Origin of the sequence: Granulicella mallensis MP5ACTX8, assembly GCF_000178955.2 — a bacterium.
Classification (GTDB): Bacteria; Acidobacteriota; Terriglobia; order Terriglobales; family Acidobacteriaceae; genus Granulicella; species Granulicella mallensis.
On sequence record NC_016631.1, the window covers coordinates 6,216,814 to 6,237,577 of the forward strand.

The window sequence follows — 20,764 nt, forward strand, 5'->3', positions numbered from 1 at the left end:
TCTACCCCTCTACAACCCCTGCCCCTGTAATACCCCAGCAATCATCCCACCGCGCCATGCCCGCCACCATTTATCATAGGAGTTGCGGATTTTGCGCCTTTCTCGCAACCGCCAAGAATAGGAAATCCCTTTGCCAGAGATTCGTAATCCCAATCAGGGCGGTGGCGGAAGCCAGGACAACCGCTCGTTCATGGTTATGCTGCTTGTCATGTTTGGCGTAATCTTCGGCCTGCAGTATTGGCGCGCCAAGCACACACCGCCCCCGCCGGAGAAGTCCCCGGCCATTACCCAAAGCGCCACCCCGCAGTCTTCCGCGCCCGCAGCGGGCACTCCTACCGCAGCATCCAGCGCCTCTTCGGTGGCCACCGTGCAGGGCACAGCCGAGAGCACGACCGTTGTCGAAAACGAGCTCTATCGCATCACGTTCTCCAATCGTGGCGCACAGGTTACTTCGTGGGTGTTGAAGGGTTTCAACGACACCACCGGCCACCCGCTTAATCTCGTGCTCGACGATGCGGCGAAGCAGTTTGGCTATCCTCTCTCTCTTTACACCTATGACGCCGGCCTGACGCAGCAGCTCAAGCAGGCGCTGTACGTGCCCTCCGCGACCGGCTCGCTGCAGGCTCCCGCAAGCCTCAGCTTCGACTACGCAGCCGGCAACGTCACTGTGCACAAGACCTTCAGCTTCGGCGCCGACTACGTCATCCACGCCGATACCGTCGTTCTGCGTGACGGCGCACCGATCAGCGCTCTGCTCGCCTGGCCTGCCGCCCTGGGTGACATGGAAAATCAACTGGCCTATGGCTACGGCCAGATTGATACCAGCACCAACGGCAAGGACGAGCACCTCGACATCAAGCACACCTCCGGTGGCGCGACGCTCAAGCAGCCGTTCGACTTTGCGGGTGTCAGCGATCAGTACTTCGCCGCGGTCTTTATGCCCGACCAGCCGCAGGACGCGATGCTGGTCACGCTGCACAACCAGATCGACGTGAACAAGATGTCGCGCATGCCGGGCTTCTCCAAGGGCACGGCGCAGGTGCCTGTTCTCGGTACGGCTGTCGGCAATGTGTCAGGCCATAACCAGACGCGTCTCTTCGTTGGGCCCAAGTCCATCAAGGTGCTCAAGAGCGTGCGCACCGCGAACAACAACACGCTGGAGACGCTGCTGGACTTCGGCTTCTGGGGTCCGGTCGGCAAGGTGCTCTTCCTCGGCCTGCAGGCTGTCCACTCCGCGCTGCCGCATGCGCTGGATGCCGTCCACGATTACTCGTGGGGCTGGGCGATCATCTTCTTCACCATCCTCATCAACCTGATCCTGCTTCCTCTGCGTGTGCAGGGTATGCGGTCGATGCTGAAGATGCAGCGCATTCAGCCGCAGATCGACGCGATCAAGGCGAAGTACAAGAACCCCAAGGCCACCGATCCGAAGATGGCCGAGATGAACGCCGAGATCATGAAGACGCAGAAGGATAACGGCGTCAGCATGTTCGGCGGCTGTGTCCCCTCGCTGATTCAGTTGCCGCTGCTCTTCGCCTTCTTCACCATGATGACGCGCGTGGTCGAACTGCGGCAGTCGCACTGGTATTGGCTGCACGATCTCTCACTGGCCGACCCGCATCACATCCTTCCCATCCTGATGGTCATCACCTCGTTCCTGGCGCAGTACTACACGCCATCGCCGGGTGTTGATCCTCAGCAGCAGAAGATGATGGCCTTCATGATGCCGTTGTTCTCCGGCTACATGACGTGGCAATATGCCTCGGGCCTGGCGCTGTACTGGAACATCAGCAACATCGTCATGATCATTCAGCAGCAGGTGATGAACCGTACCTCACTCGGACGAGAGATGCGTGAGATCGCCGCGAAACGAGCCGCCCGCAAGACCGGGGCCGCGAAGGTTGGCGGTGCAAGGACCATCCAGGGCCGCCGCTAACCTTTAGATAGAAAACCACGAATAGATAAAGGCCTCATCCTGACGACAATTCATCGTCGTCAAGATGAGGCCTTTGTTTTGGTTTCTTTCCGTTTGTTTGGTAATGAAGGAAGGGAAAGAAAGTTTTGAGATGCCAAAATGCAATTTTGGGACAGCATGAGTGCTGAACAAGCCCTGTTTCGTTAAGGGTACGGGTTTACCCAGGCCGCAATTGCGTTAAAGCAAATCTCCTGCAGGTGTATAGCGAAATTACGACACTTATGCTTCCCTCGGGTAGAAGGTTTGTCTCGCAGTTCATAACGGCTACTGCAATTTGTGATGCGATGCGCAATACGATATCGTGAGCAAGATGTAGCTTGCTATCGCGCTGTTCGGTGAGGCATCCTTTTCAAGGATTGAAGGACGAAGAAACAGATGGAAGATTTGCAGCAGGCAGCCGAGAAAGTCGCCTCTCTTATGCGGTTATTAACCACCACCGGCGGTCTTCGCCTGAAGTTTCGCATCACTGCAGGTGCGGGCGCAGCGGACCCTGATGGACTGGAACGCCGCGATATTTACATTGAGTGCAAAGGTCCAGACTCCGATCTGCTCACCGAACGAGATGGAGAACTCCTGCGTTCGCTGGAGCACATCGCCGCGAAGATTCTGCAGCTCGAACCGGAAGACCATGACCGCATCTCGTTTGACGCCGACGGCTTCAAGGCGGAACGTGCGCAGAATCTGCGCGAGATTGCCGAGCGTGCGATCGACCAGGTGGAAGATACAGACGAGCCGTACAAGTTCGGCCCGATGAGTTCGCGCGAACGCCGCATGCTGCATCTGTTCCTGCGCGACTCCGGTCTGCAGACGGCCAGCAGCGGTGAAGGGCCACGGCGCTTCGTCGTACTCTATCCCGAAGGCTACCGCATCCCGCAGGAGCGTCCCAGCTCTGGCCATGATCGCGGCAGAGGACCATCCCGCGGTCCCCGGCGCGACAGTGGCCGCAGCCGATATTAATCGATTGGCAGATTGCGCATTGAAGCGGGTGCTAATAAAAGCCCACACCGGCACGCGGCTTTAGCCGCTGAGGTCAGGCGCGCAGCGCCACGCTTTCCAGTAATCACAAAAGGCCCGAACTATCGTGATATCGATAGCTCGGGCCTTTTGTTTGGCACTCGATCCTGAGAGGGCCAGCTACGCCAGCAGCACAATCTTCCCTACGCCGCCCTTTTCCGCCGCCGCATGAGCCTCGGACGCATCGGACAACGGAAGCATGCGGTCGATGGGCAGGGCCAGCTTGCCATCGCGAATCGCCTCTGCATAGTGCACGATCACCTTTGCATCCGCATGCGATCCAAAGGCATTGACCTCGACCGTCGGGTGCAGCGCGGCGTTGCCGACGGGCCCGACGATGCTGCCAAACGCACCCCCCGGTTTGACCTTGGCAATGAGCTTCTCTGCCAGGGCACCGCCGATGGTGTCTGCCACAGCGTCCACCATGCCAAGCTTGGCCAGCTCGTCTTTATCGCTGACGTCGATGGCTGCCGTCGCGCCCAGCGCAAGCGCTTCTTCGATCTGCTTTTTGCGCACACCCGCGATGACCTTCGCCCCCAGCTCCAACGCGCAGAACAGGGCCATGCGGCCTACGCTGCCCAGGGCTCCGGTCAGCAGCACGGTCTGTCCTGCCTGGAGCTTCGCCGCAGTACGGATCAACTGATCGGCGGTGGTTGCAACCACCGAGAGCGCTCCTGCGGTCGTTGTCTCGACACCCTCGGGAACCTTCGCCAGCTCTTCAGCCTTTACGACACAGAGCTCGGCATAGCACGCACCGGTGCGCCCAAAGACGCGATCTCCCACGGCGAAGCCCGTAACGCCCTCACCGAGTTCGCGCACGACTCCTGCAAAGTCATAGCCGAGCACGGTGGGGAACTGCACGGGCATGAACTCTTTCATTGCGCCGGAGCGTATCTTCCAGTCGATCGGGTTGAGCCCCGCCGCCGCAACACGAACCAGCACCTCACCCTTCCCGGCCTGCGGATCGGGAAAGTCCTCATACTTCAGCTTGGATGGTCCACCATACTCGTGCAGTACAACTGCCTTCATCGCAGCACCTCTGCGGAATGAGATGCAGATGGCTTAAGCCGGGACGCATTCAGACCTTTGAATTCTCTTTTATGGTTTGCGCGCGTTTAGATGGCCGAGCAGAGCGTATTTCAGCAGTGCTTTATCTCGCGTAACGAGCGTCAGTCCATGCTCACGCGCCGTCGCAACGAGCATCCGGTCAGCCGGGTCGCGGTGGATGTCTCCGGGGAGGCGAGTGGACTCGATCAAAATCTGGGTCGTAAGCGGGAGGAGCTGAAGCCCACCATCCCGGGTGGCGTCAGAGAGAAAGCGCTCCAGGGACATGCTGAGTTCTATATGGCCATCGGCGGTAAGCCGCGCGATCTCCCACATGGAGACAGCAGAGATGTAAGCGCGTCCGAGCCGTTGCCACTTCTCCACCTCCGGAAAGAAACCCGTGGAGACTTCGCTCGTAGCCCGCTGCTGTACCCAGAGCCAGACATGCGTGTCCAATAGATAGCCGGTCACTTGCGTTTCTTCCCTTTGTCCTTGCTCTCTTTATGGACGCGATTCCACTTCTCCGCCGGGTCGGGCCAGTCGAGTGGCGTCATGATGTCGCCAAGAATCTTGATGTTTGGCGAACGGCCAACAATGGAGACAAAAGGCTTCTCTTCTTCCATGGGAGGAATGACGGAAGCCACAGGCTTGCCCCGCTTAGTGATGATCAACGTCAGCTTCTTTTCGTTGACATCGTCCATCAGTTGCAGGCACTTGGCTTTAAATTCACCGGCAGCAATAGTGAGGACCTTCGGATTGGCAGCAGTCGCTTTCATGACCATAGTCTATGACCATGGTCATCACTTCCGCAATCTTTATCTCGCCAACCTCATACGGTTGTCATCTCGACCGGAGCATGATGGCTTTATCGTCATGCGGAGTGGAGAGATCCCTGTATTTGCTCTCCGAAGCTTCACGGACCTGTGTCCTAGGGTAGAAAGTCCCTCCAAATCGATTCCGGTGCTTCCGCTACTTGGCGGATGGTTTCGTTGCGTTGCACCAAAAAGTCTGTGAGATAGCGACGCAGGACAAGCGTCTCAGCCAGCCAGCCGAGCGGGCCAAGAGGTGCGGCAAAATAGAGCTTATCGCGCATCAGTGTTCGCTCTTCGTTTGTTGATTCGAAGAAATGATCATGCTCGAAGCTGCGAAACACACCTCTCACCATTACGTCCTGAAAGTAATGCGGGCAGTCATACTTTGTTATCTGTGTCTCGTGTGCGAGCATGAAACCGAAGTGCCTGCCACGCCACGTTACTGTTTCGCCCAGGCCGATCAAGCCATGCGTAACTCCAGCAACCGCACGTTCACGTGTTTGCTCCGTGCTCGACAGATGCAGATCGATACTGAGGGACAAAAGAAAGCAGCGCTCCGGAGGCGCTGCAATTCTTGTTTCGATCTGAATGACCTGCATCGACTACAACTCCATCGCGTGCCCATCGACCAGCTTCTTTGCCCGTGCGATGAACTCATCGACGGTCACGCTGCCCTCATCTCCCTTGGCGCGCACACGCACGCTGACGGAATCCGATGCCGCTTCCTTGTCGCCGAGCACCAGGATGAATGGAAATTTCTGCAGACCGAAGTCGCGGATCTTCGCATTCATCTTGCCGTTGCCGCCATCGAGTTCCACGCGCAGTCCTGCTGCTTCGAGGCGTGCTTTCACGCTCTCGGCATAGGCCAGGTGCTTCTCGTTCGAGATCGGCACCAGCCCTACCTGCACCGGTGCGAGCCACATCGGGAACGCGCCGGCATAGTGCTCGATGAGCACGCCGAAGAAGCGCTCCACCGAGCCGAACAGCGCGCGATGCACCATCACCGGCCGATGCCGCTCGCCGTCTTCGCCGATGTACTCCAGCTCAAACCGGGCCGGGAGGTTGAAGTCGAACTGCACCGTGGATAACTGCCATAACCGGCCCAGCACGTCGACCAGTTTGACATCGATCTTCGGCCCATAGAACGCTGCCTCGCCGGGTATCTCGACGAAGGGAATGTTTTTACGTCCCAGCGCGGTCTTCAGCGAATTGATCGCCGTCGCCCAGTGGTCGGCTGAGCCCGTGTAGTCCTGCGGCTTCTTTGGGTCCCAGGTGGAGAGCTCGACTTTGAAGTCCGCAAAGCCAAACGTGGTCAGCACGCTCTGCGCGAACTCGATGCAGGCTACGACCTCGTCTTCAATCTGGTCGGGAGTGCAGAAGATGTGAGCGTCGTCCTGCGTAAAGCCGCGCACGCGCAACAGGCCGTGCATCGTGCCGCTGCGTTCATAGCGGTACACGTTGCCCAGCTCGGCGTAGCGCACCGGCAGGTCGCGATAGCTCTTCGGCGAGTTCTTGTAGATCAGGATGTGGCCGGGGCAGTTCATCGGCTTCAGCCGGTACTCCGCGTCGTCCAGCTCCATCGGCGGATACATGTTGTCCGAGTAGTAGCCCTCATGACCGCTGATCTTCCAGAGCTCGCGGCGCATGATGTGCGGCGTGACCACGAGGTTGTACCCACGGCGCACGCACTCCGCGCGCATCCAGTCTTCCATCGTCTTGCGGATCAGGCCGCCCTTCGGATGCCAGAAGATCAGGCCCGCGCCCGCGACCTCTTGAATGGAGAACAGGTCGAGCTGCTTGCCCAGCACGCGATGGTCGCGCGCCTTGATCTCTTCGAGATGCTTGAAGTGAGCGTCGAGGTCTTTCTGGTTGAAGAACGCCGTGCCGTAGATGCGCTGCAACTGCTGGTTCTTCTCATCGCCCAGCCAGTACGCGCCCGCAATCGACATCACCTTGAACGCTTTCACACGGCTCGTCGAAGGCACATGCGGTCCACGGCAGAAGTCGGTGAAGTTGCCGTTCTTGTAGAGCGAGATCTCATCGCCGGGCTTGGTGAAGCGCTCGATGAAATGGACCTTCATGAACTCGCCCTGCGCCGCATAGTCGGTCAGGCCTTTTTCACGCGGCTCTTCGACGCGCACGAACTTCTCGTCGCGCGCGACAACCTCCGCCATCTTCTGCTCGATGCTCGCGAGATCAGCCTCGGTGAACGGCACCTCGCGATAGACGTCGTAGAAGAAGCCGTTGTCGGTGGCCGGTCCGTGGCCGAGCTTGGTCTCGGGAAACAGCTCGAGGATGGCGGTCGCCATCACGTGTGCCGCCGAGTGCCGTACCACGCGCAAAGTGGCGGGATCTGTCTCTTTCAGCAGCTCCAGCGCAACGTCTTCGGTCAGCGGTGTAGTCAGGTCGACGAGCCGTTCGGCCTGCGCTGCGCCACCATACATGGCCTCTTCGCTTTGAGTCTCCGTTGCAGCGGTCGTCTCCGTTTCAGTAGTCGCACCGTCGGTGGTGGGTTGGAGAGAACGCACGCGCGCCACAACGACGGCCGCAGCCAGTCGAGGAGAGATGCTATTGGCGATGTCGAGCGGCGAAGTGCCTTTTGCTACTTCGCGTACAGAGCCGTCAGGAAGCTGGATTTTGATCATGTCACTCACAATGATTCAAGGATAGAGCAACATGTGGTCGCAATGTTGAGAGAACTCAACCTGCAGTTCTTTGGTGCCGGTACAAAAGGCGATGCCCCATCCCGCCGCGCCAGGAGAGCGCGTCGAGGATGGGGCATCGTTTTCGTTGTGGGTCTGGTTAGTAGAGAATCTTCACGCCGAACTGAATGACGCGAGGCTCAAAGGTGCTGTTGATCTGGCCGGTGTTGGCGTTCGGAGTTCCACCGGAGATGTTGGCCAGCGGCACCGTTCCACCGACGCCGTAGACCCCGGTCGTGGTTCCCTGCGTGCCGCTGATTCCGCCGGGCAGGTAGGGGTTGGTGTGGTTGAAGATGTTATAGAACTCCGTGCGGAACTCCACCTTCAGGCTTTCGACCGGCGTGTTGAACTTCTTGTTCAGCGCAAGATCCGTCTGATAGAAGGCCGGCGTGCGTCCGGGATTGCGGCCCAGATTGCCGAAGGGGCTCAGCAGGTTCCCCCCGTTCGGCGCAGCATCCCTGATTGGGGGCAGAACGAAGGCTTTCAGGTTGATGTAGTTGATATAACCCGTACCGGCGGCTCTGTTTCCGCGGCCCAGGGTAATGGGCTGGCCGGGAACGCGGTCCGGACGATACTCATTGGCTCCGCGGTAGGTTGCCGAGATCTGAGGAGAGACAGCCTGGGCGCCATTCGGGGAGTACGTGATGTTGAATGGCGTACCCGCCTGCATGGTGTTGATGCCGCTGACCTCCCATCCGCCCAGCACCGTATCCGTGATGGCATTGCTGCTGCCCAGGAACCGGTGGCCGTGACCGACGGGGAGTTCGTACACCAGGCTGGTGACGTTGGCGACCGGCAGGTTGTAGTCCGACTGCGAGTAATCGGCGCCGATGTTGTTGCCGTCCTGCGGCGAAGGCGTGTTGGCCTCGAGCGAGGCGCTGGCGTTGTCCAGCGAGTGCGACCAGGTAAAGGAGTTCAACAGCGTGAGCCCTGCGACGAAGCGCTGCTCATACTTCACCTGCAGCGAGTCGTAGTGCGAGATGAACTCGTTCAGAGCCTCGGTGATATCACTCGGCCAGTTGGCGAAGGGACGCTTGAAGCCTAAGGACGGGTTCTCCTGGTTTCCGTTCAGGAAGCCCTGGAGGCGCAGTCCGTGGTTGCCGACATAGGCGACGTCCAGCAGCGTATTCTTGCCCAGCGTGCGCTGCACGCTCAGGAAGTAGCTCTCGACGTAGCTGTCCTTGGTGTTCTTCGGAACCCAGGTGATGTTATCGGTGGCCGGGTTGAAGGTGCTGACGAGCTGCGAGGGGAAACCCTGATCGATCGTCGCGAAGCATTTTGGAGTCGTCGCGCCGACAGCGATGATCTGCGACGGCAACGGGTTGCAGTGGCTCGCGGGAGACGTGGGGGTGGGCTGGGTTACGGACGCGAACTGCGCCTGCGGTGCATTGATTCCCAGGATGTCGCCCGAACCGGCGCGCGTGTAGTGGACATAGCTCATGCCGAATCCACCGCGAATCGCCGTCTTCGGATCGACCGCATAGGCAAAGCCCACGCGCGGCGCGAAGTCGGTCAGGTCAGGATTGATGAGGGTCTTGCCGTAGACTCCGCTACCGGAGTAGGGCGTGATGCCATTGCCCGCGACAGCACCAGGGGTGATCGTCAACACGGTCTGCGAGACGGGATCGAAGTTGGAGATATTGTTGTGCTGCTCCGAGTAGGGCGAGCCATACTCCCAGCGCAGGCCGAGGTTCAGCGTCAACTGGGGAGTGGCCTTCCAGTCATCCTGAACATAGGCGCTGTCCATGGTCTGCCGCAGGTGGGTAACGTAGTAGTTAGCCAGCGAGTAGTTATTGCTGTTGCCGAACAGGAAGTCTGCCCAATAGTTGTCCGCGACGACCGAGCCGATGCTCTGGCAGTTCGCCGAGGCGGCAACCTTGGTCCCGCCCTGGGTCACGGTCGGGCAGGCGCTGTATCCGGTGGCGAAGCTGAACGAGCCATAGAGCGGATTGTTGTCGTTGACCGCCATCCAGATGTGCTCGTACTCAAAGCCGAATTTCAGCGAGTGCTGCCCCTTCACCCAGGTGTAGTTCACCTTGGGGTCGAGCAGCGAGGGGTTCTGCCACTGCGGGTTCGTGCTCTGGCGTCCAAAGGCCGTAAAGCCGCCGCCGATGCCGATGGAAGGCAGACCGCCGGCTACGATCGGGTTGGAGGGCAGACCGGGAATGGTGATGGCGTCATCGCCGATCGAGAGCGTGAACTTACCCGCCTTGGTGCGGGAGAGACCGATACGCGCATCGAGGAACTTGTTCGATCCGAACGAATGCGTATAGCCCAGGGCTACCTGCTGATCCAGAACCCGGATGGTGCCGTTGCTCTGACCATCCAGGGGCAGCGGAATCGGCGGGTAGTTGACGCCTGTCTCCTTGCGGTCGCTTACGCGCAGAAACCACGAGCTGCTCGGGCTCTGCTGATAATCCAAGCGCAGGTCGCCCTTGTCCGAGTTGTCGGTAAAGGGCACCTGGACGGCGTAGTCGTTGGTGGCAACGCCGGTTCCGGCAGCACCTACAACCGGCAGAGCCGAGTTGAGCTCCTTGAAGAATCCGAGCACCTGTTGCGAGATGGGGTTGATGGCCGAGGTCGGGATGGCCGTGCCTTTGGCATAGCTTTGCCCGGTGATGGGATTTTGCACGTCGACCGAAAGCACGCCGTTCAACTCATTCTGCGTCGGCAGCGTAAGCACGCTGAGAGGCTTGAGGACCTGGCGGAAGCCTTCGTAGTCGAGGAAGAAAAAAAGGTGGTCCTTAAGGATCGGACCACCAAAATTCATGCCGAACTGATTGCGATTGAAAGTCGGCTTTTGGAAGGGAACGATGTTGCCGGTTCCGCCAACGACCGTCGGCTTGAAGAAGCCGGCTGCATTCAGGTCGGTGTTGCGGAGGAACTCATAGACCGTCGCGTGGTACTTGTTGGTTCCGCTCTGCGAAGCCACGTTGATGGTCGCACCCGAGGAGCGGCCAAACTCAGCGCTCTCGTTATTGGTCACCACCTGGAACTGGGAGACAGAGTCCGGCGGGATGGCGATGATCTGGTTGTCGAAGCCCTGGTTGCTCTCACCGTAGGCGTTGTTGTCCATGCCGTCCAGCAGGAAGTTGTTGAACATGCTGCGCTGGCCGTTGATGTTGTAAGCGCCTGCGCGCACCAGGCTGTTGATGGAGCTGGTCGTCGCGGCGGTCGGAGCCTGGCGTGAGCCGGCTACCAGGCCCAGCAGGTCGGAGTAGTTTCTGCTTACCAGAGGAAAGGCCTCACTCTGGTAGTTGGTGATCGTCTGTCCGCGTTCGCTGGTCTCGGTCTCAATCTGCAGCGTTACATCGCTGACTTCGATCGAGGTCTGTGCCGAGCCTACCTTCAATGCCAGGTCGATACGCTGACGGCCGCCGACCGACACCGTAACATTCTGTGCCACGGCATCGGAGAACCCAGAGGCCGTAGCTGTCACCGTATAAACGCCTACACGCAGCGACGGGGCCTCGTAGTCGCCCTCGCCATTGGTCTTGGTCTGTGTGGCGATGGCCGTAGCCGTATTCGTAATGGTGATGGCCGCGCCGGGAATGGGCGCGCCGGTAGCGTCGCGAATCGTTCCGACGAGGCTGCCGTTTTCATATTGAGCGTGGCCCGATGCGCAGATAAAGGCAAACAGAAAAGCCAATGCTATCCGGCAAGCTGAAGACAGAATTTTCTTGGACATATAGAGGGACGATACCGGTGCCTCTATTACAGAATGCTTAAGACAATGTGAATGCTGTGTAGAAATCGTTCATCTTCAGGCTGTTGCTGCGTCTTTACTGTTGTCTTTATCGTCGTTGCGGTGTCATTGCCGTTGCAGTTGTTCTTGCTTTTCTGGTTGTCATTCCCGGAGGGAATCTGCTTCCGGCCCGCGCCAGCAACACCGCTATGGCGTGTCCTCAAATTGCTATTCGAGCGGCGCAAATAACTTCTTGTGGCAAGAATCGGAAGGGCCTGGCTTCAGCCAGGCCGTAGAAGTGAGGCACAGATCCCTTCCGCTCTGCCCTGAGCGTAGTCGAAGGGCCAGGAGCAAAGGCGTAGCCGGAGCGACTGAATTGCTTTCCTTGCTGCCGCCAAGCCTGTACAGGGTCCACCAAAGATATTCGTGGTTGGGGCGGCCTGTTTCACCACGGCCAAAGAAAGCAATTCAGTCGTTGCGCCCTGCGGGCTTCACTCGGGCCTTCGGCAGAGCGGTACGGCCTTTGGCCTGCTATTTACGGCATGGCTGAAGCCATGCCCTTAACGAAACAGTGCCACGGCAGACTGTTTGCACAGTTCGATTTCGATGCAGAAGCAATTTGATGACAGGCCCTAGCCCGAACAACTACCGCCGATCTCCCAGTGCTGTCAGGATCGCATCGAAGTCTTCCACGCCACTGTATTCAATGATGACCCGGCCACGGCCCTTCTTATCTTCAATGCTGACCTTCAATCCCAACGACCGGCGCAGTTGCTCCTGGGCTTCCTTCACATTGGGGTCGACGGGCACCACCGGCTTATCAGCCTTCACCTTCGACTCGGGATTCATGATCCCCTGCACGTAGTTCTCGGTCATGCGCACCGAGAGATGCAGCGCCAGTACCTTTTGGGCCGCTGCCGCAATGGCTTCCGGCGAATCCAGAGCCAGCAGCACGCGTGCATGCCCGAAACTAAGCTCGCCAGCCTCCACACTTTTCTGGACAGATTCCGGTAACTTCAACAAACGAAGGAAGTTAGAGATTGATGTGCGATCTTTGCCGGTGCGCGTCGCCATCTGTTCCTGGGTCATCTGGAAGTCGCGGCTCAGGCGCTCATAGGCGCGGGCCTGCTCCATCGGATTCAGGTCGGCGCGCTGCAGGTTTTCGACGATGGTCATCTCCATCGCCTGAACGTTTGAGACCTCACGCACGATTGCGGGGATCGTCGCCTTGCCCGCCTTCTTGCTGGCCAGCAGACGGCGCTCGCCCATGATGAGGGTGTAGCGGCCATCCTTACCCTGCCGTACAACGATCGGCTGAACCACGCCGGAGGAGGCGATGGAGCCAGCCAGCTCGACGAGCTTGGCTTCGTCGAAGTGGGTGCGCGTCTGGAAGGGATTGCGATCGATCAGCTCGACAGGGATCTCCAACGGTGTGCCGCTCGGAGTCGCAGGGCTGGCCTCTACCTTGACCGGTGGAGGGGTAGCTGCTGGCCGTGAGGGGAGGAGAGATTCAAGGCCTTTGCCGAGAGCGCGTCGCTTGGGGTCGTGGGTTGTTGACATTCTTGATTCCTATTTTCTAAACGGCCAGTAGCCTTTGGATTCGCCGATGCTTTCAAGTGTGCTGAAGCTGGGGACTGGACGCTGTTTCTTGGTGAGCTTGATGCCGTTCCGCTTGAGCACTTCGAGAGCGAGTTCGCGGTAGGCCTCCGCGCCACGCGAACGCGGGTCGTAGGTCACCGCCGGCTTACCGTGGCTGGGCGCTTCGGCCAGGCGAATGTTGCGCGGGATGAACGTAGTGTAGAGCTTATCGGTAAAGAACTCTTTGAGGTTGTTGTGCACCTGCTGGGAGAGGTTGGTGCGGTCGTCGAACATGGTCAGCAGGACGCCTTCGAGCGCCAGCCCGGAGTTGAAGGCATCGGCGACCCGGTCGAGTGTGGACATCAGCTCCGAGATGCCTTCGAGTGCGAAGTACTCCGCCTGCATGGGGACGAGCAGTCCGTCAGAGGCAACGAGGGCATTCAGCGTCAGAAGATCGAGGGCCGGCGGGCAATCCAGCAGGATAAAGGTATAGTCGCTGCGAATCGGCTCCAGGGCATCGCGCAGCCGGAACTCCCGGCGTTCCGCGCTTACGAGCTCCAGGTTGGCGCCAATCATGTTCTTGGTGCCCGGAATGAGGCTCAGGTTCTCGAGTTCGGTGGGGAGGATCGCGTCTTTGGCTTCGGTTTCCCCGACGAGAACGTCATAGATGGAGGCTCGCTCGTCATCGCGTGGGAGTCCGAGACCGCCGGTGGTGTTGGCCTGGGGGTCGCAATCGATCAGCAAGGTACGCACGCCTTCGAGAGCGAACGAGGCAGCCAGGTTGATAGCGGTGGTCGTCTTGCCGACTCCGCCCTTCTGATTGACGATGGCGATGACCTTGGTGAGCTTCTTCTCGGTCGCTTCTTTCGGGTTTTCGGTTTCTGTCGGCATGATGGGACGAGTTTCAGCGTAGCAGATGAAAGGGGTGAATGTTCCACGTGGAACATATGAAGTAGACAGATTGTTCCACGTGGAACAATTAGCAAGTGAGCAGATGAGCAAGTTAGGCTAACCGCTACCCAGCGTTCTAGTCCCAGTCACAGTCCACCGCCGCACCTGCCGCCATACAAGTGCTTTTGCCTTTCTTGCTTGTCATTCCCGGAGGGAATCTGCTTTATCGCTGCCAGGGGGAAAATCATTCCTGCAGCGCCCTCTGTCATCCCACCGGGATACGGATGCTTTTGGCCAGGCATGCCCGTTGGTTGCTGGAGTGCGGACAAGACGGTTTACCACCATGCGAGTGGGCCGAGATTTAGCTCGAACCTGCATGATTCAGGGGAGGCAGCTAATAATGTTCTCTCTAATGGCTCGAAAGGGTGTGAGAAGAACAGAAGAAGAGATAAACATCTAAAGGACGCAAAAAAGGCTCCGTTTCGTTAGGGAGGCTGCGCAAGCTACGGAAAATCCGGATAAGTAGAAAGTCTTATTCTTTAGGGCCAACGGCCCGTTTCATACCAGCCTGGGGTGGAGCGCCGCAGCGAGCGGTTTTTAGCTCGCTGCAAGCGTAGCCCCAGGTACAGGCATCCCCGAGAGCAGAGGGCTGTAAGCCCGATTCATCCTGCCTGCACAGGCGATGAGTCGGGCTTACAGCCCTCAACTTCTTCTCCTACACCTGACCTGGGGCTACGCTCCCCGAGCCACCACGCTATCGCGTGCTGACTCTGGTTTGCTCCACCCCAGGCTGGTATGAAACGGGCCGTTGGCCCTAAAGATTAATACGGGCTTTCGTAGGGTTTTCGATCGCCTGTGAAGCCGTACCCTCCCGTTTCGTGCCACGGAAGAACGTTTGCACCCCTGCGTTAGCCTAATTACCCGCAAATCCCCCTGCACGGACCCCAAGCCAACAGAACAACCGAGAGAATGTTCCACGTGGAACACTTTGGGTCTACCCCAGGAAGAACCCGAATGTTCCACGTGGAACATTCCCCTACTCCGAAATACGCTCCATCGTCAGCCAGCCTTCACCTGAGCCGGGAACAGCAATCTGCTCCGTATCCTTTATTAAGGAGCGGCTCGCCGAGAGCGTAACCAGCCAACCTCCCGGTACCACTCGTGGCCGGGCTGCCGCCAGGGCTTCCTGCATATGATCGACGGCCCGCAGCGTTACCGCGTCGAACCGGCGTTCCGCAGGCATGGATTCCACCCGCGCCGACCAGACCTCCGTAGCCAGCCCCAGCGTCCGCACCGCTTCACGCAGAAACGAGGCCTTCTTCCCCTGCGACTCCGCCAGCGTTACCCGTAGCTCCGGTAGCAGGAGTTGGATAGGAAGTCCCGGAAATCCCGCACCGGAGCCGAAATCCAGCAGCGCAGCCTCAGGAGCCAAACGGCTGGCGAGATGCCGTGCCGCAAAGAGGCTTTCCCCGAAGTGGCGGCGGACAATCTCCTCCGGCTCTCGTATGGCTGTGAGGTTGGTTTTGGCGTTCCAACGGAGAAGCAGGTCCAGATACTGGCTCAGTCTTCCGTAAAGAGCTGATTCCATTGAAAGTGATTCTGTATAGGGGGCAAGCAGGTCGGCGATACGGGCTTCAGTAAGGGTGGGCATGCGCTTTTGAGTGTAGTGGAGTGCGGAGAGGAAGGACACCCCTGGCATTTGATGTCATGTCACTTACGCTCTTTGTTCAATTCGCCCCAGAAACGTCATCCTGAGCGTAGCGCCTCGCGCTTTTGCGAGGTGCGGAGTCGAAGGACCCCGAGGGGCTTGATCTCACCAGGATGTCCAGACCTTTTCCACCACGAAGACCCGAGCTCGACGTTTGAGGTAGAGAAGGTACGAAGGGCATGGGCAAGATGGGTAATTCTCGGGGTCCTTCGACTTCGCGTCCCCAAAGGCCGGGACGCTACGCTCAGGATGACGATTCTGGGGGGATGAAGACACAATATGGGACAGCTATCTTGAACGAGCCCCACTATGCTGACCCCTGTTTACTTACTGGGTACGCTCTTTTCGGCTTCCACGACCAGCCGCTGAAAGAGCGCGCGCGAGGCGGCGCTGATGTCATAGCTGCGTTCCGGGTGCCACTGCACGCCGATCAGAAACTGGGAGCTGAAGGCGGGATCATTCTCCACGGCTTCGACGACGCCGTCATCCGGGCAGCGCGCGACGACCCGCAGGCCTTCGCCCGGGATGGAAACCGACTGGTGATGGCTGGTATTCATGGGGAGACGCCGATAGCCCTCCGCCTCGGGTGCTTCGGAGGCCTCAAGCAGCGAGCCTAGCAGGCTGTTCCCGGCAACCAGGGCCGCATGAGCGACGGCCACGTTTTTCCCGGCCGAATGGTTGACCGGCAAGGGGCTAAGGTCCTGCACCAGCGAGCCGCCACGCCAGACGTTCAGCGACTGCACGCCGAAGCAGATGCCGAGCACCGGCTTGGTGTGGGCGGCGGCGTCTTCGAGCAGCAGCGTGTCCGTGGCCTCTCGTGCCGGGTCGGCCGGGGAGGTCGCTGGATCGCGTTCGGCACCGTAGCGTACCGGATCGACGTCGGCGGGGCTGCCGGGCAGCACCACGCCCTGGCAGGTGGCCGCAAGCTGTTTGATCTGAGCGGCCGGGAGGCTGATATCGATCTGTACCGGCTCGCCGCCGGACCGCGTTACGGCATCGGCATAGGCCGGCCAGGAGCGCTGGTTGTAGGAGATATCGGTACTGGTCGGGACGGGGATGGCGATGCGCGGTTTCATGGCTTCTGATTCGATGGTAGTGGAAGACGATACGTCTCGCTGAGGAATCAATGTCGGCCAGGCGCGAAGCGCATTCCCTTACGCTTTAGCGTTGCGGGGCCATGGAATCAGGGGCAGATAAGAAGCGACTCTATGGAGTGTCTGCTGAATCGAAGATCCTGATGTTAGAGCGAAACCAAGCTCGCTGTATGCATAGCTTTTGTTTTGTGTTCCCCCGCAGAATCGTCATCCTGAGCATAGCGTCCCAGCTTTTGGGGACGCGGAGTCGAAGGACACCGAGAGTTGCAAACCTGCCCATACCCCTTTGCCTCTTTTCTACCTCAAGCGCTCGAGCCTGGACGTTCATGCTGGAAAAGGTACTAACAGTAAGGGCGAGATCAAGTCCTTCGGGGTCCTTCGGCCCTGAGCGTAGCCGAACGGGCGCCCCTCGCAAAAGCGCGAGGCGCTCCGCTCAGGATGACGTTTCTGGGGGGATATGTGATTCGTTGTTCGATTCCTCAGACACTAGCTACTCTTCAGGCCTAAAGCCCAGAATCCTGTGGCCATCCTTAAATTTCACTCATGAAAATGTAATTTCAAAAAAGATGCCGCTTTCCACGAAGGAAAGCGGCATACCCTGGCTGGGATAAATCGATAAAAGTCTCGGTGCCTATGGATTGAAGAAGCGCATCAGCGCCTGTTCGTCTTCCTTGCTCAGGTTGGCCCGTACGCGCATGTGTTTCACTACCGTTCCGGAGATGCTCGGGGAGAAGCTCTGCGGCGCATTGTGGCAGCGTTCGCAGTTCTCGTCGAAGACCTGTTGGCCGTCGCGTGGCTGCGTTGTGTGTACGGCCTTGGCCTTTGCAGGCTTCTGGGCCGCCGGGGGAGGGGTGTCGGCAGTCTGGGAAGACATGGGTACCGCAGCCAGCAGTAAAAGGCTAAGTGAGATTGCTGAGAGAGTCCTCACTGTTTTTCTCAATAAGTTCGTCATTATTTTTTTCCTTTCCAGGTGGGAAAGAGGAAGCGATAGATGAGGGCCGTCTCCCAGATGTTGACATTGCCGCCCGAGGATGCGGAAGAGAACTGTCGCGCGTAGCTGGTATTGATGCGCACCTCATGCGGCAGGTGGTAGTCCAGGCCGAAGTCCACCCGTTGCGTGTTCTGGGCGGGCAGCTCGTCGTTGGCGTCCGGGCTGTTGCGGAACGTCTGCTGCAGGCGGAAGATCGGTTCCATTCTGCCGACGAAGCTGTTCGCTCCGTGGAACTGCGAGAGGCGGTAGTCGGTCTCGACCCAATAGCCCTGGGCGTGCGGGCCATGCGCATACTCGGAGCGGACCTTCAGCGGAATCCTGGCGGGCTCCCACCAGACATGGGTTCCGATGGCATTCATCTTGTCGGTCTCGAGCAGGCGGCCGTAGGAGGTTCCAACCTCAAGCCGCTGTTTCGGCAGGTAAACACTCACCCGTCCGCCCACATCGCGGGACGAGTTGATCTGGAAGTCCGTGCTGCCGGCCGAGATGTACGCCGTATAGCTGATCGAGTAGTTCTCGTTCGAGACGATGTTGCCGCGGATCTGGCCGCCGGTACCTGTGCCGGTGCCCGGGTTGCCGATGCCGTAGATCAAGGGGGCATCTTGCAGGGCGCTGATCCAGATGGGGGTAAGCCGCTCGTTGTACGTGCCGAAGGGAATAATGGAGTAGCCGCCAACCAGGGTCACGTGCGAGTTCAGAAAATAATTCGCCTGCGCGTAGGCCACATTGATGTGGAATCTCCCGTCGTATCCCGCGCCCTGCTGGGGCTCAACGGTTCCCTCGATGGAAGCGCGCGATTCGAACAGCAGGTGCTGGCCAACCGGAGCCACCAGTACCGGAGTGATGACGGGGAAATAACTCGTGTTTCCGCCTGTCGTGTTGGTTAGAAAGCCGGCTGCGCCGGAGATCAAAGGAACATCCTGGGCGGTCAGGGCCGGTGCGAGGCAGAGCGCGCCCAGCGAAAGCAGCGTGATGGCAATGCTTCGCGAGAGTCTGCAATGTTTGAGGTGCGTTCGGTAGCTCATCGTGATTTCAAGCTACAGAATCGGCCAGTATCAGTGTGTCCGGGAAATGTCTGAAGGGTGTCATCGGTTTGTCACCGATGTTTTGCCCTATCGCACGGCCGACATGGCCGCGCGGAACAACTGCTCAAAGTCGCCTGCAACGGCTGCATCTTTCGCTGCCGTCTCCACGGCCTTTTGCGCAACGGGCCGCGCATAGCCGAGGTTGACCAGCGCGCTCAGTACGTCGTCGGCAACCGTGCCCAGGGAGAACCTCGCGCCGGTCTCGGGCGTAGAGCCGACCATGTCGTCGAGCTTGTCCTTCAGCTCCAGCACCACGCGTTCGGCGGTCTTCTTGCCGATGCCGGGGATCTTCGTCAGCGTAGCGTGATCGCCCGCGCGAATCGCGCCGACCAGCCGCTCGGCGCTGATGCCGCTCAGTACAGTTATCGCTAACTTAGGCCCAATTCCGGAGATCGTCAGCAGCTTCTCGAAGAGCCGTTTCTCGGTCAGCTCCGCGAATCCGAAGAGCGCCAGCGCATCTTCGCGAACATGCGTGTGAACATGCAGCTTCGCCTCCGCGCCCTCCGCACCAAGCTCGGTGAAGGTGGTGATGGAGATAGCGAGCTCGTAGCCCACGCCGTTGCAGTCGACGATAACGGCGTTAGAGGCTTTGCTGAGAATACGTCCGCGTAGATAGGCGATCACAGGGCGATTCTACTAAGAACAGGAAACAGGAAGGAGGAAACAGGCAACAACGCCTATGGCACGGGATCCAATCCGCCTTTGCTGAAGGGATGGCAGCGTGCGAGCCGGCGCAGGGCCAGCCAGCCTCCGCGCAGCCAGCCGTGGCGCACCACGGCAACGTAGGCGTACTCGCTGCAGGTCGGCAGATACTTGCATTGGCCCACACTGAAGGTGTGCAGCATCGGAGAGAGGATGCGCTTGTAGAACGCCAGCAGCACCGCGGCGATACGCTCGCGGCTGGAAGGCCGCCCGGCTCCGGCGCTCACTGCGGCTTTGCCTCGTTGGTCTTCTTTGCGGAGGCCCGTTCGGCAGCAGCCTGCACTGAGCGAAAGATCACCGAGACCTCGCGTTCGAGAACCGCGAAGTCCGCATCGATGACGCTGCGCTTCGGATGCAGGATGACATCGACCGGTGCGGTCAGCAACGGCAGCGCATGGCGCACGGCCTCGCGCAGGCGCCGCTTGATGCGGTTACGGTCGACGGCTTTGCCGAGCGCCTTCGGCACGGTGAGGCCGATGCGAGGGCCAGGGGTGTCGCTGCGCCGCTCGGCAGGCCTGGGCGCGTGGAAGTAAGCGATCTGCTTCCCGAACTGCTTGCGCGCGGCCTTGTAGACGATCTGGTAGTCGGCGTGTTTGCGCAGGCGGTGGGGAAAGGGAGTGGGCATGGCAAAGCTCGTGCCGGCGCGGGCGGGAAGCAGGTTCCTCACTGCGCTCGGAATGACAACCAGAAAAGCAAAGGCAAAAGCCAAGAGGCTATCGCAAGAGACTCTTGTCCAAACGCACAAAGGCGCTCAGGGAGTACTCCCATGAGCGCGCGAATGTGCAACGTGGGGTAAAAGAAAGACTAGTCGCGGAAGCCGGCCGAGACCGCGATCTTGTGACGGCCCTTGGCGCGGCGGCGGTTCAGAACGGCCTGTCCAGCCTTGGTGGCCATGCGGACGAGAAAGCCGTGAACCTTGGAGCGGCGGCGGCGGTTGGGTTGAAAGGTGCGCTTGGGCATCGTCGTTATCCTATTCTGTGACCTATCGAGAGGTCTGCGAATCTTGATGAATGTCTGCTGCGTGAGGCTGCGCTTGTTTGTTCATTGCGCGAGCCTGCGTGCTTGATAAAGCCACGTGCGGCAGCAAGTTCTGAGTATACCGGAGCTGAGGAAAACAGGCAACGAAATTCGTGGCGGATTCTCTGCAGACGACGAAAAAGATCCTTCAAGGATGAACCGCAAGGAGTCCTGCCGGGTGAGAGCGTCGATTCTTCACAAGGTTTGGTGCAACTCAACTTATCTTGCAAAAATTGCATCTCATCTCCTGTCAGCAGTGCCATGTTCGCGTGCTACTATCAACTCCGTTCCGTGATTACCCGAAGGGTGTCACGGTAAGTTTTACCGGGCTAAATCTTCTGTTTCACTCCTTCGCCGCTTGTGGCGGCGAAGTCTTCAAAGCAATCATAGGACGCCCCCTCTTCCACAGCTTTCGACTGCGGAGGCGCACGATTCTTTTTTGCTTTTTGCAGTTCTGCAGCACTTT

18 protein-coding genes are annotated in these 20,764 nt (G+C 59.2%); 2 read left to right on the plus strand and 16 right to left on the minus strand.

What is annotated here, in order from left to right; translation table 11 throughout:
• The first annotated feature begins 130 nt into the window (after nt 1-130).
• Nucleotides 131-1,936: a membrane protein insertase YidC gene (gene yidC, locus ACIX8_RS24150; protein WP_014268029.1), complete on the plus strand. Its 1,806-nt coding sequence runs from the start codon at nt 131-133 to the stop codon at nt 1,934-1,936.
• A 414-nt stretch (nt 1,937-2,350) separates the two neighbouring features.
• Nucleotides 2,351-2,932, plus strand: coding sequence for a Jag family protein (locus tag ACIX8_RS24155; protein WP_014268030.1), 582 nt, complete (start codon nt 2,351-2,353; stop codon nt 2,930-2,932).
• 177 nt (nt 2,933-3,109) lie between these two features.
• Here the strand turns inward: ACIX8_RS24155 and ACIX8_RS24160 are convergent, their stop codons facing one another.
• From ACIX8_RS24160 to rpmH, 16 genes are all read right to left on the minus strand, one after another.
• Nucleotides 3,110-4,018 (minus strand): NADP-dependent oxidoreductase, encoded by a 909-nt coding sequence (locus ACIX8_RS24160; RefSeq protein WP_014268031.1) that lies wholly within the window; start codon nt 4,016-4,018, stop codon nt 3,110-3,112.
• Nucleotides 4,019-4,087: 69 nt separating this feature from the next.
• Nucleotides 4,088-4,504: a type II toxin-antitoxin system VapC family toxin gene (locus tag ACIX8_RS24165; RefSeq protein ID WP_014268032.1), complete on the minus strand. Its 417-nt coding sequence runs from the start codon at nt 4,502-4,504 to the stop codon at nt 4,088-4,090.
• A complete protein-coding gene (locus tag ACIX8_RS24170; protein WP_083836783.1) occupies nt 4,501-4,809 on the minus strand; it encodes a type II toxin-antitoxin system Phd/YefM family antitoxin in 309 nt (102 codons plus the stop codon). The genes ACIX8_RS24165 and ACIX8_RS24170 overlap by 4 nt, the downstream gene beginning before the upstream one ends.
• 152 nt (nt 4,810-4,961) lie before the next feature.
• Nucleotides 4,962-5,444, minus strand: coding sequence for an SRPBCC family protein (locus ACIX8_RS24175; protein ID WP_014268034.1), 483 nt, complete (start codon nt 5,442-5,444; stop codon nt 4,962-4,964).
• A 3-nt stretch (nt 5,445-5,447) separates the two neighbouring features.
• On the minus strand, nt 5,448-7,490 hold the full coding sequence (gene thrS / locus ACIX8_RS24180; protein ID WP_014268035.1) for a threonine--tRNA ligase: 2,043 nt from the start codon (nt 7,488-7,490) through the stop codon (nt 5,448-5,450).
• Nucleotides 7,491-7,647: 157 nt separating this feature from the next.
• Nucleotides 7,648-11,196 carry a TonB-dependent receptor gene (locus ACIX8_RS24185; RefSeq protein WP_014268036.1) on the minus strand — a complete coding sequence of 1,183 codons (3,549 nt, stop codon included), beginning with the start codon at nt 11,194-11,196 and terminating at the stop codon, nt 7,648-7,650.
• A 681-nt stretch (nt 11,197-11,877) separates the two neighbouring features.
• The gene (locus ACIX8_RS24195; RefSeq protein WP_014268037.1) at nt 11,878-12,792 is read right to left on the minus strand and encodes a ParB/RepB/Spo0J family partition protein; all 915 of its coding nucleotides are present in this window, start codon (nt 12,790-12,792) and stop codon (nt 11,878-11,880) included.
• Nucleotides 12,793-12,801: 9 nt separating this feature from the next.
• On the minus strand, nt 12,802-13,701 hold the full coding sequence (locus ACIX8_RS24200; RefSeq protein WP_014268038.1) for a ParA family protein: 900 nt from the start codon (nt 13,699-13,701) through the stop codon (nt 12,802-12,804).
• 1,036 nt (nt 13,702-14,737) lie between these two features.
• Entirely contained in the window at nt 14,738-15,352 is a 615-nt protein-coding gene (gene rsmG / locus ACIX8_RS24205; RefSeq protein ID WP_044179488.1) for a 16S rRNA (guanine(527)-N(7))-methyltransferase RsmG, read from the minus strand.
• 380 nt (nt 15,353-15,732) lie between these two features.
• Nucleotides 15,733-16,485: a gamma-glutamyl-gamma-aminobutyrate hydrolase family protein gene (locus tag ACIX8_RS24210; protein ID WP_014268040.1), complete on the minus strand. Its 753-nt coding sequence runs from the start codon at nt 16,483-16,485 to the stop codon at nt 15,733-15,735.
• A gap of 649 nt (nt 16,486-17,134) precedes the next feature.
• On the minus strand, nt 17,135-17,377 hold the full coding sequence (locus ACIX8_RS24215; RefSeq protein WP_052310693.1) for a hypothetical protein: 243 nt from the start codon (nt 17,375-17,377) through the stop codon (nt 17,135-17,137).
• A gap of 77 nt (nt 17,378-17,454) precedes the next feature.
• Nucleotides 17,455-18,519 carry a hypothetical protein gene (locus ACIX8_RS24220; RefSeq protein ID WP_014268043.1) on the minus strand — a complete coding sequence of 355 codons (1,065 nt, stop codon included), beginning with the start codon at nt 18,517-18,519 and terminating at the stop codon, nt 17,455-17,457.
• An 87-nt stretch (nt 18,520-18,606) separates the two neighbouring features.
• On the minus strand, nt 18,607-19,203 hold the full coding sequence (ruvA, locus tag ACIX8_RS24225) for a Holliday junction branch migration protein RuvA (RefSeq protein ID WP_014268044.1): 597 nt from the start codon (nt 19,201-19,203) through the stop codon (nt 18,607-18,609).
• A 53-nt stretch (nt 19,204-19,256) separates the two neighbouring features.
• A complete protein-coding gene (gene yidD / locus ACIX8_RS24230; protein ID WP_014268045.1) occupies nt 19,257-19,508 on the minus strand; it encodes a membrane protein insertion efficiency factor YidD in 252 nt (83 codons plus the stop codon).
• A complete protein-coding gene (gene rnpA / locus ACIX8_RS24235; protein WP_044179494.1) occupies nt 19,505-19,906 on the minus strand; it encodes a ribonuclease P protein component in 402 nt (133 codons plus the stop codon). The genes yidD and rnpA overlap by 4 nt, the downstream gene beginning before the upstream one ends.
• Nucleotides 19,907-20,085: 179 nt before the next feature.
• On the minus strand, nt 20,086-20,241 hold the full coding sequence (gene rpmH / locus ACIX8_RS24240) for a 50S ribosomal protein L34 (protein WP_014268047.1): 156 nt from the start codon (nt 20,239-20,241) through the stop codon (nt 20,086-20,088).
• Nucleotides 20,242-20,764: the final 523 nt, after the last annotated feature.

What these genes read in the sequence shown, in the direction of transcription:
- thrS (WP_014268035.1), bottom strand. Translation starts at nt 7,490, where the DNA reads ATGATCAAAATCCAGCTTCCTGACGGCTCTGTACGCGAAGTAGCAAAA.
- ACIX8_RS24195 (WP_014268037.1), bottom strand. Translation starts at nt 12,792, where the DNA reads ATGTCAACAACCCACGACCCCAAGCGACGCGCTCTCGGCAAAGGCCTT.
- ACIX8_RS24175 (WP_014268034.1), bottom strand. Translation starts at nt 5,444, where the DNA reads ATGCAGGTCATTCAGATCGAAACAAGAATTGCAGCGCCTCCGGAGCGC.
- ACIX8_RS24210 (WP_014268040.1), bottom strand. Translation starts at nt 16,485, where the DNA reads ATGAAACCGCGCATCGCCATCCCCGTCCCGACCAGTACCGATATCTCC.
- ACIX8_RS24200 (WP_014268038.1), bottom strand. Translation starts at nt 13,701, where the DNA reads ATGCCGACAGAAACCGAAAACCCGAAAGAAGCGACCGAGAAGAAGCTC.
- ACIX8_RS24160 (WP_014268031.1), bottom strand. Translation starts at nt 4,018, where the DNA reads ATGAAGGCAGTTGTACTGCACGAGTATGGTGGACCATCCAAGCTGAAG.
- rsmG (WP_044179488.1), bottom strand. Translation starts at nt 15,352, where the DNA reads ATGCCCACCCTTACTGAAGCCCGTATCGCCGACCTGCTTGCCCCCTAT.
- rnpA (WP_044179494.1), bottom strand. Translation starts at nt 19,906, where the DNA reads ATGCCCACTCCCTTTCCCCACCGCCTGCGCAAACACGCCGACTACCAG.
- rpmH (WP_014268047.1), bottom strand. Translation starts at nt 20,241, where the DNA reads ATGCCCAAGCGCACCTTTCAACCCAACCGCCGCCGCCGCTCCAAGGTT.
- ACIX8_RS24155 (WP_014268030.1), top strand. Translation starts at nt 2,351, where the DNA reads ATGGAAGATTTGCAGCAGGCAGCCGAGAAAGTCGCCTCTCTTATGCGG.
- ACIX8_RS24170 (WP_083836783.1), bottom strand. Translation starts at nt 4,809, where the DNA reads ATGAAAGCGACTGCTGCCAATCCGAAGGTCCTCACTATTGCTGCCGGT.
- ACIX8_RS24215 (WP_052310693.1), bottom strand. Translation starts at nt 17,377, where the DNA reads ATGTCTTCCCAGACTGCCGACACCCCTCCCCCGGCGGCCCAGAAGCCT.
- ACIX8_RS24220 (WP_014268043.1), bottom strand. Translation starts at nt 18,519, where the DNA reads ATGAGCTACCGAACGCACCTCAAACATTGCAGACTCTCGCGAAGCATT.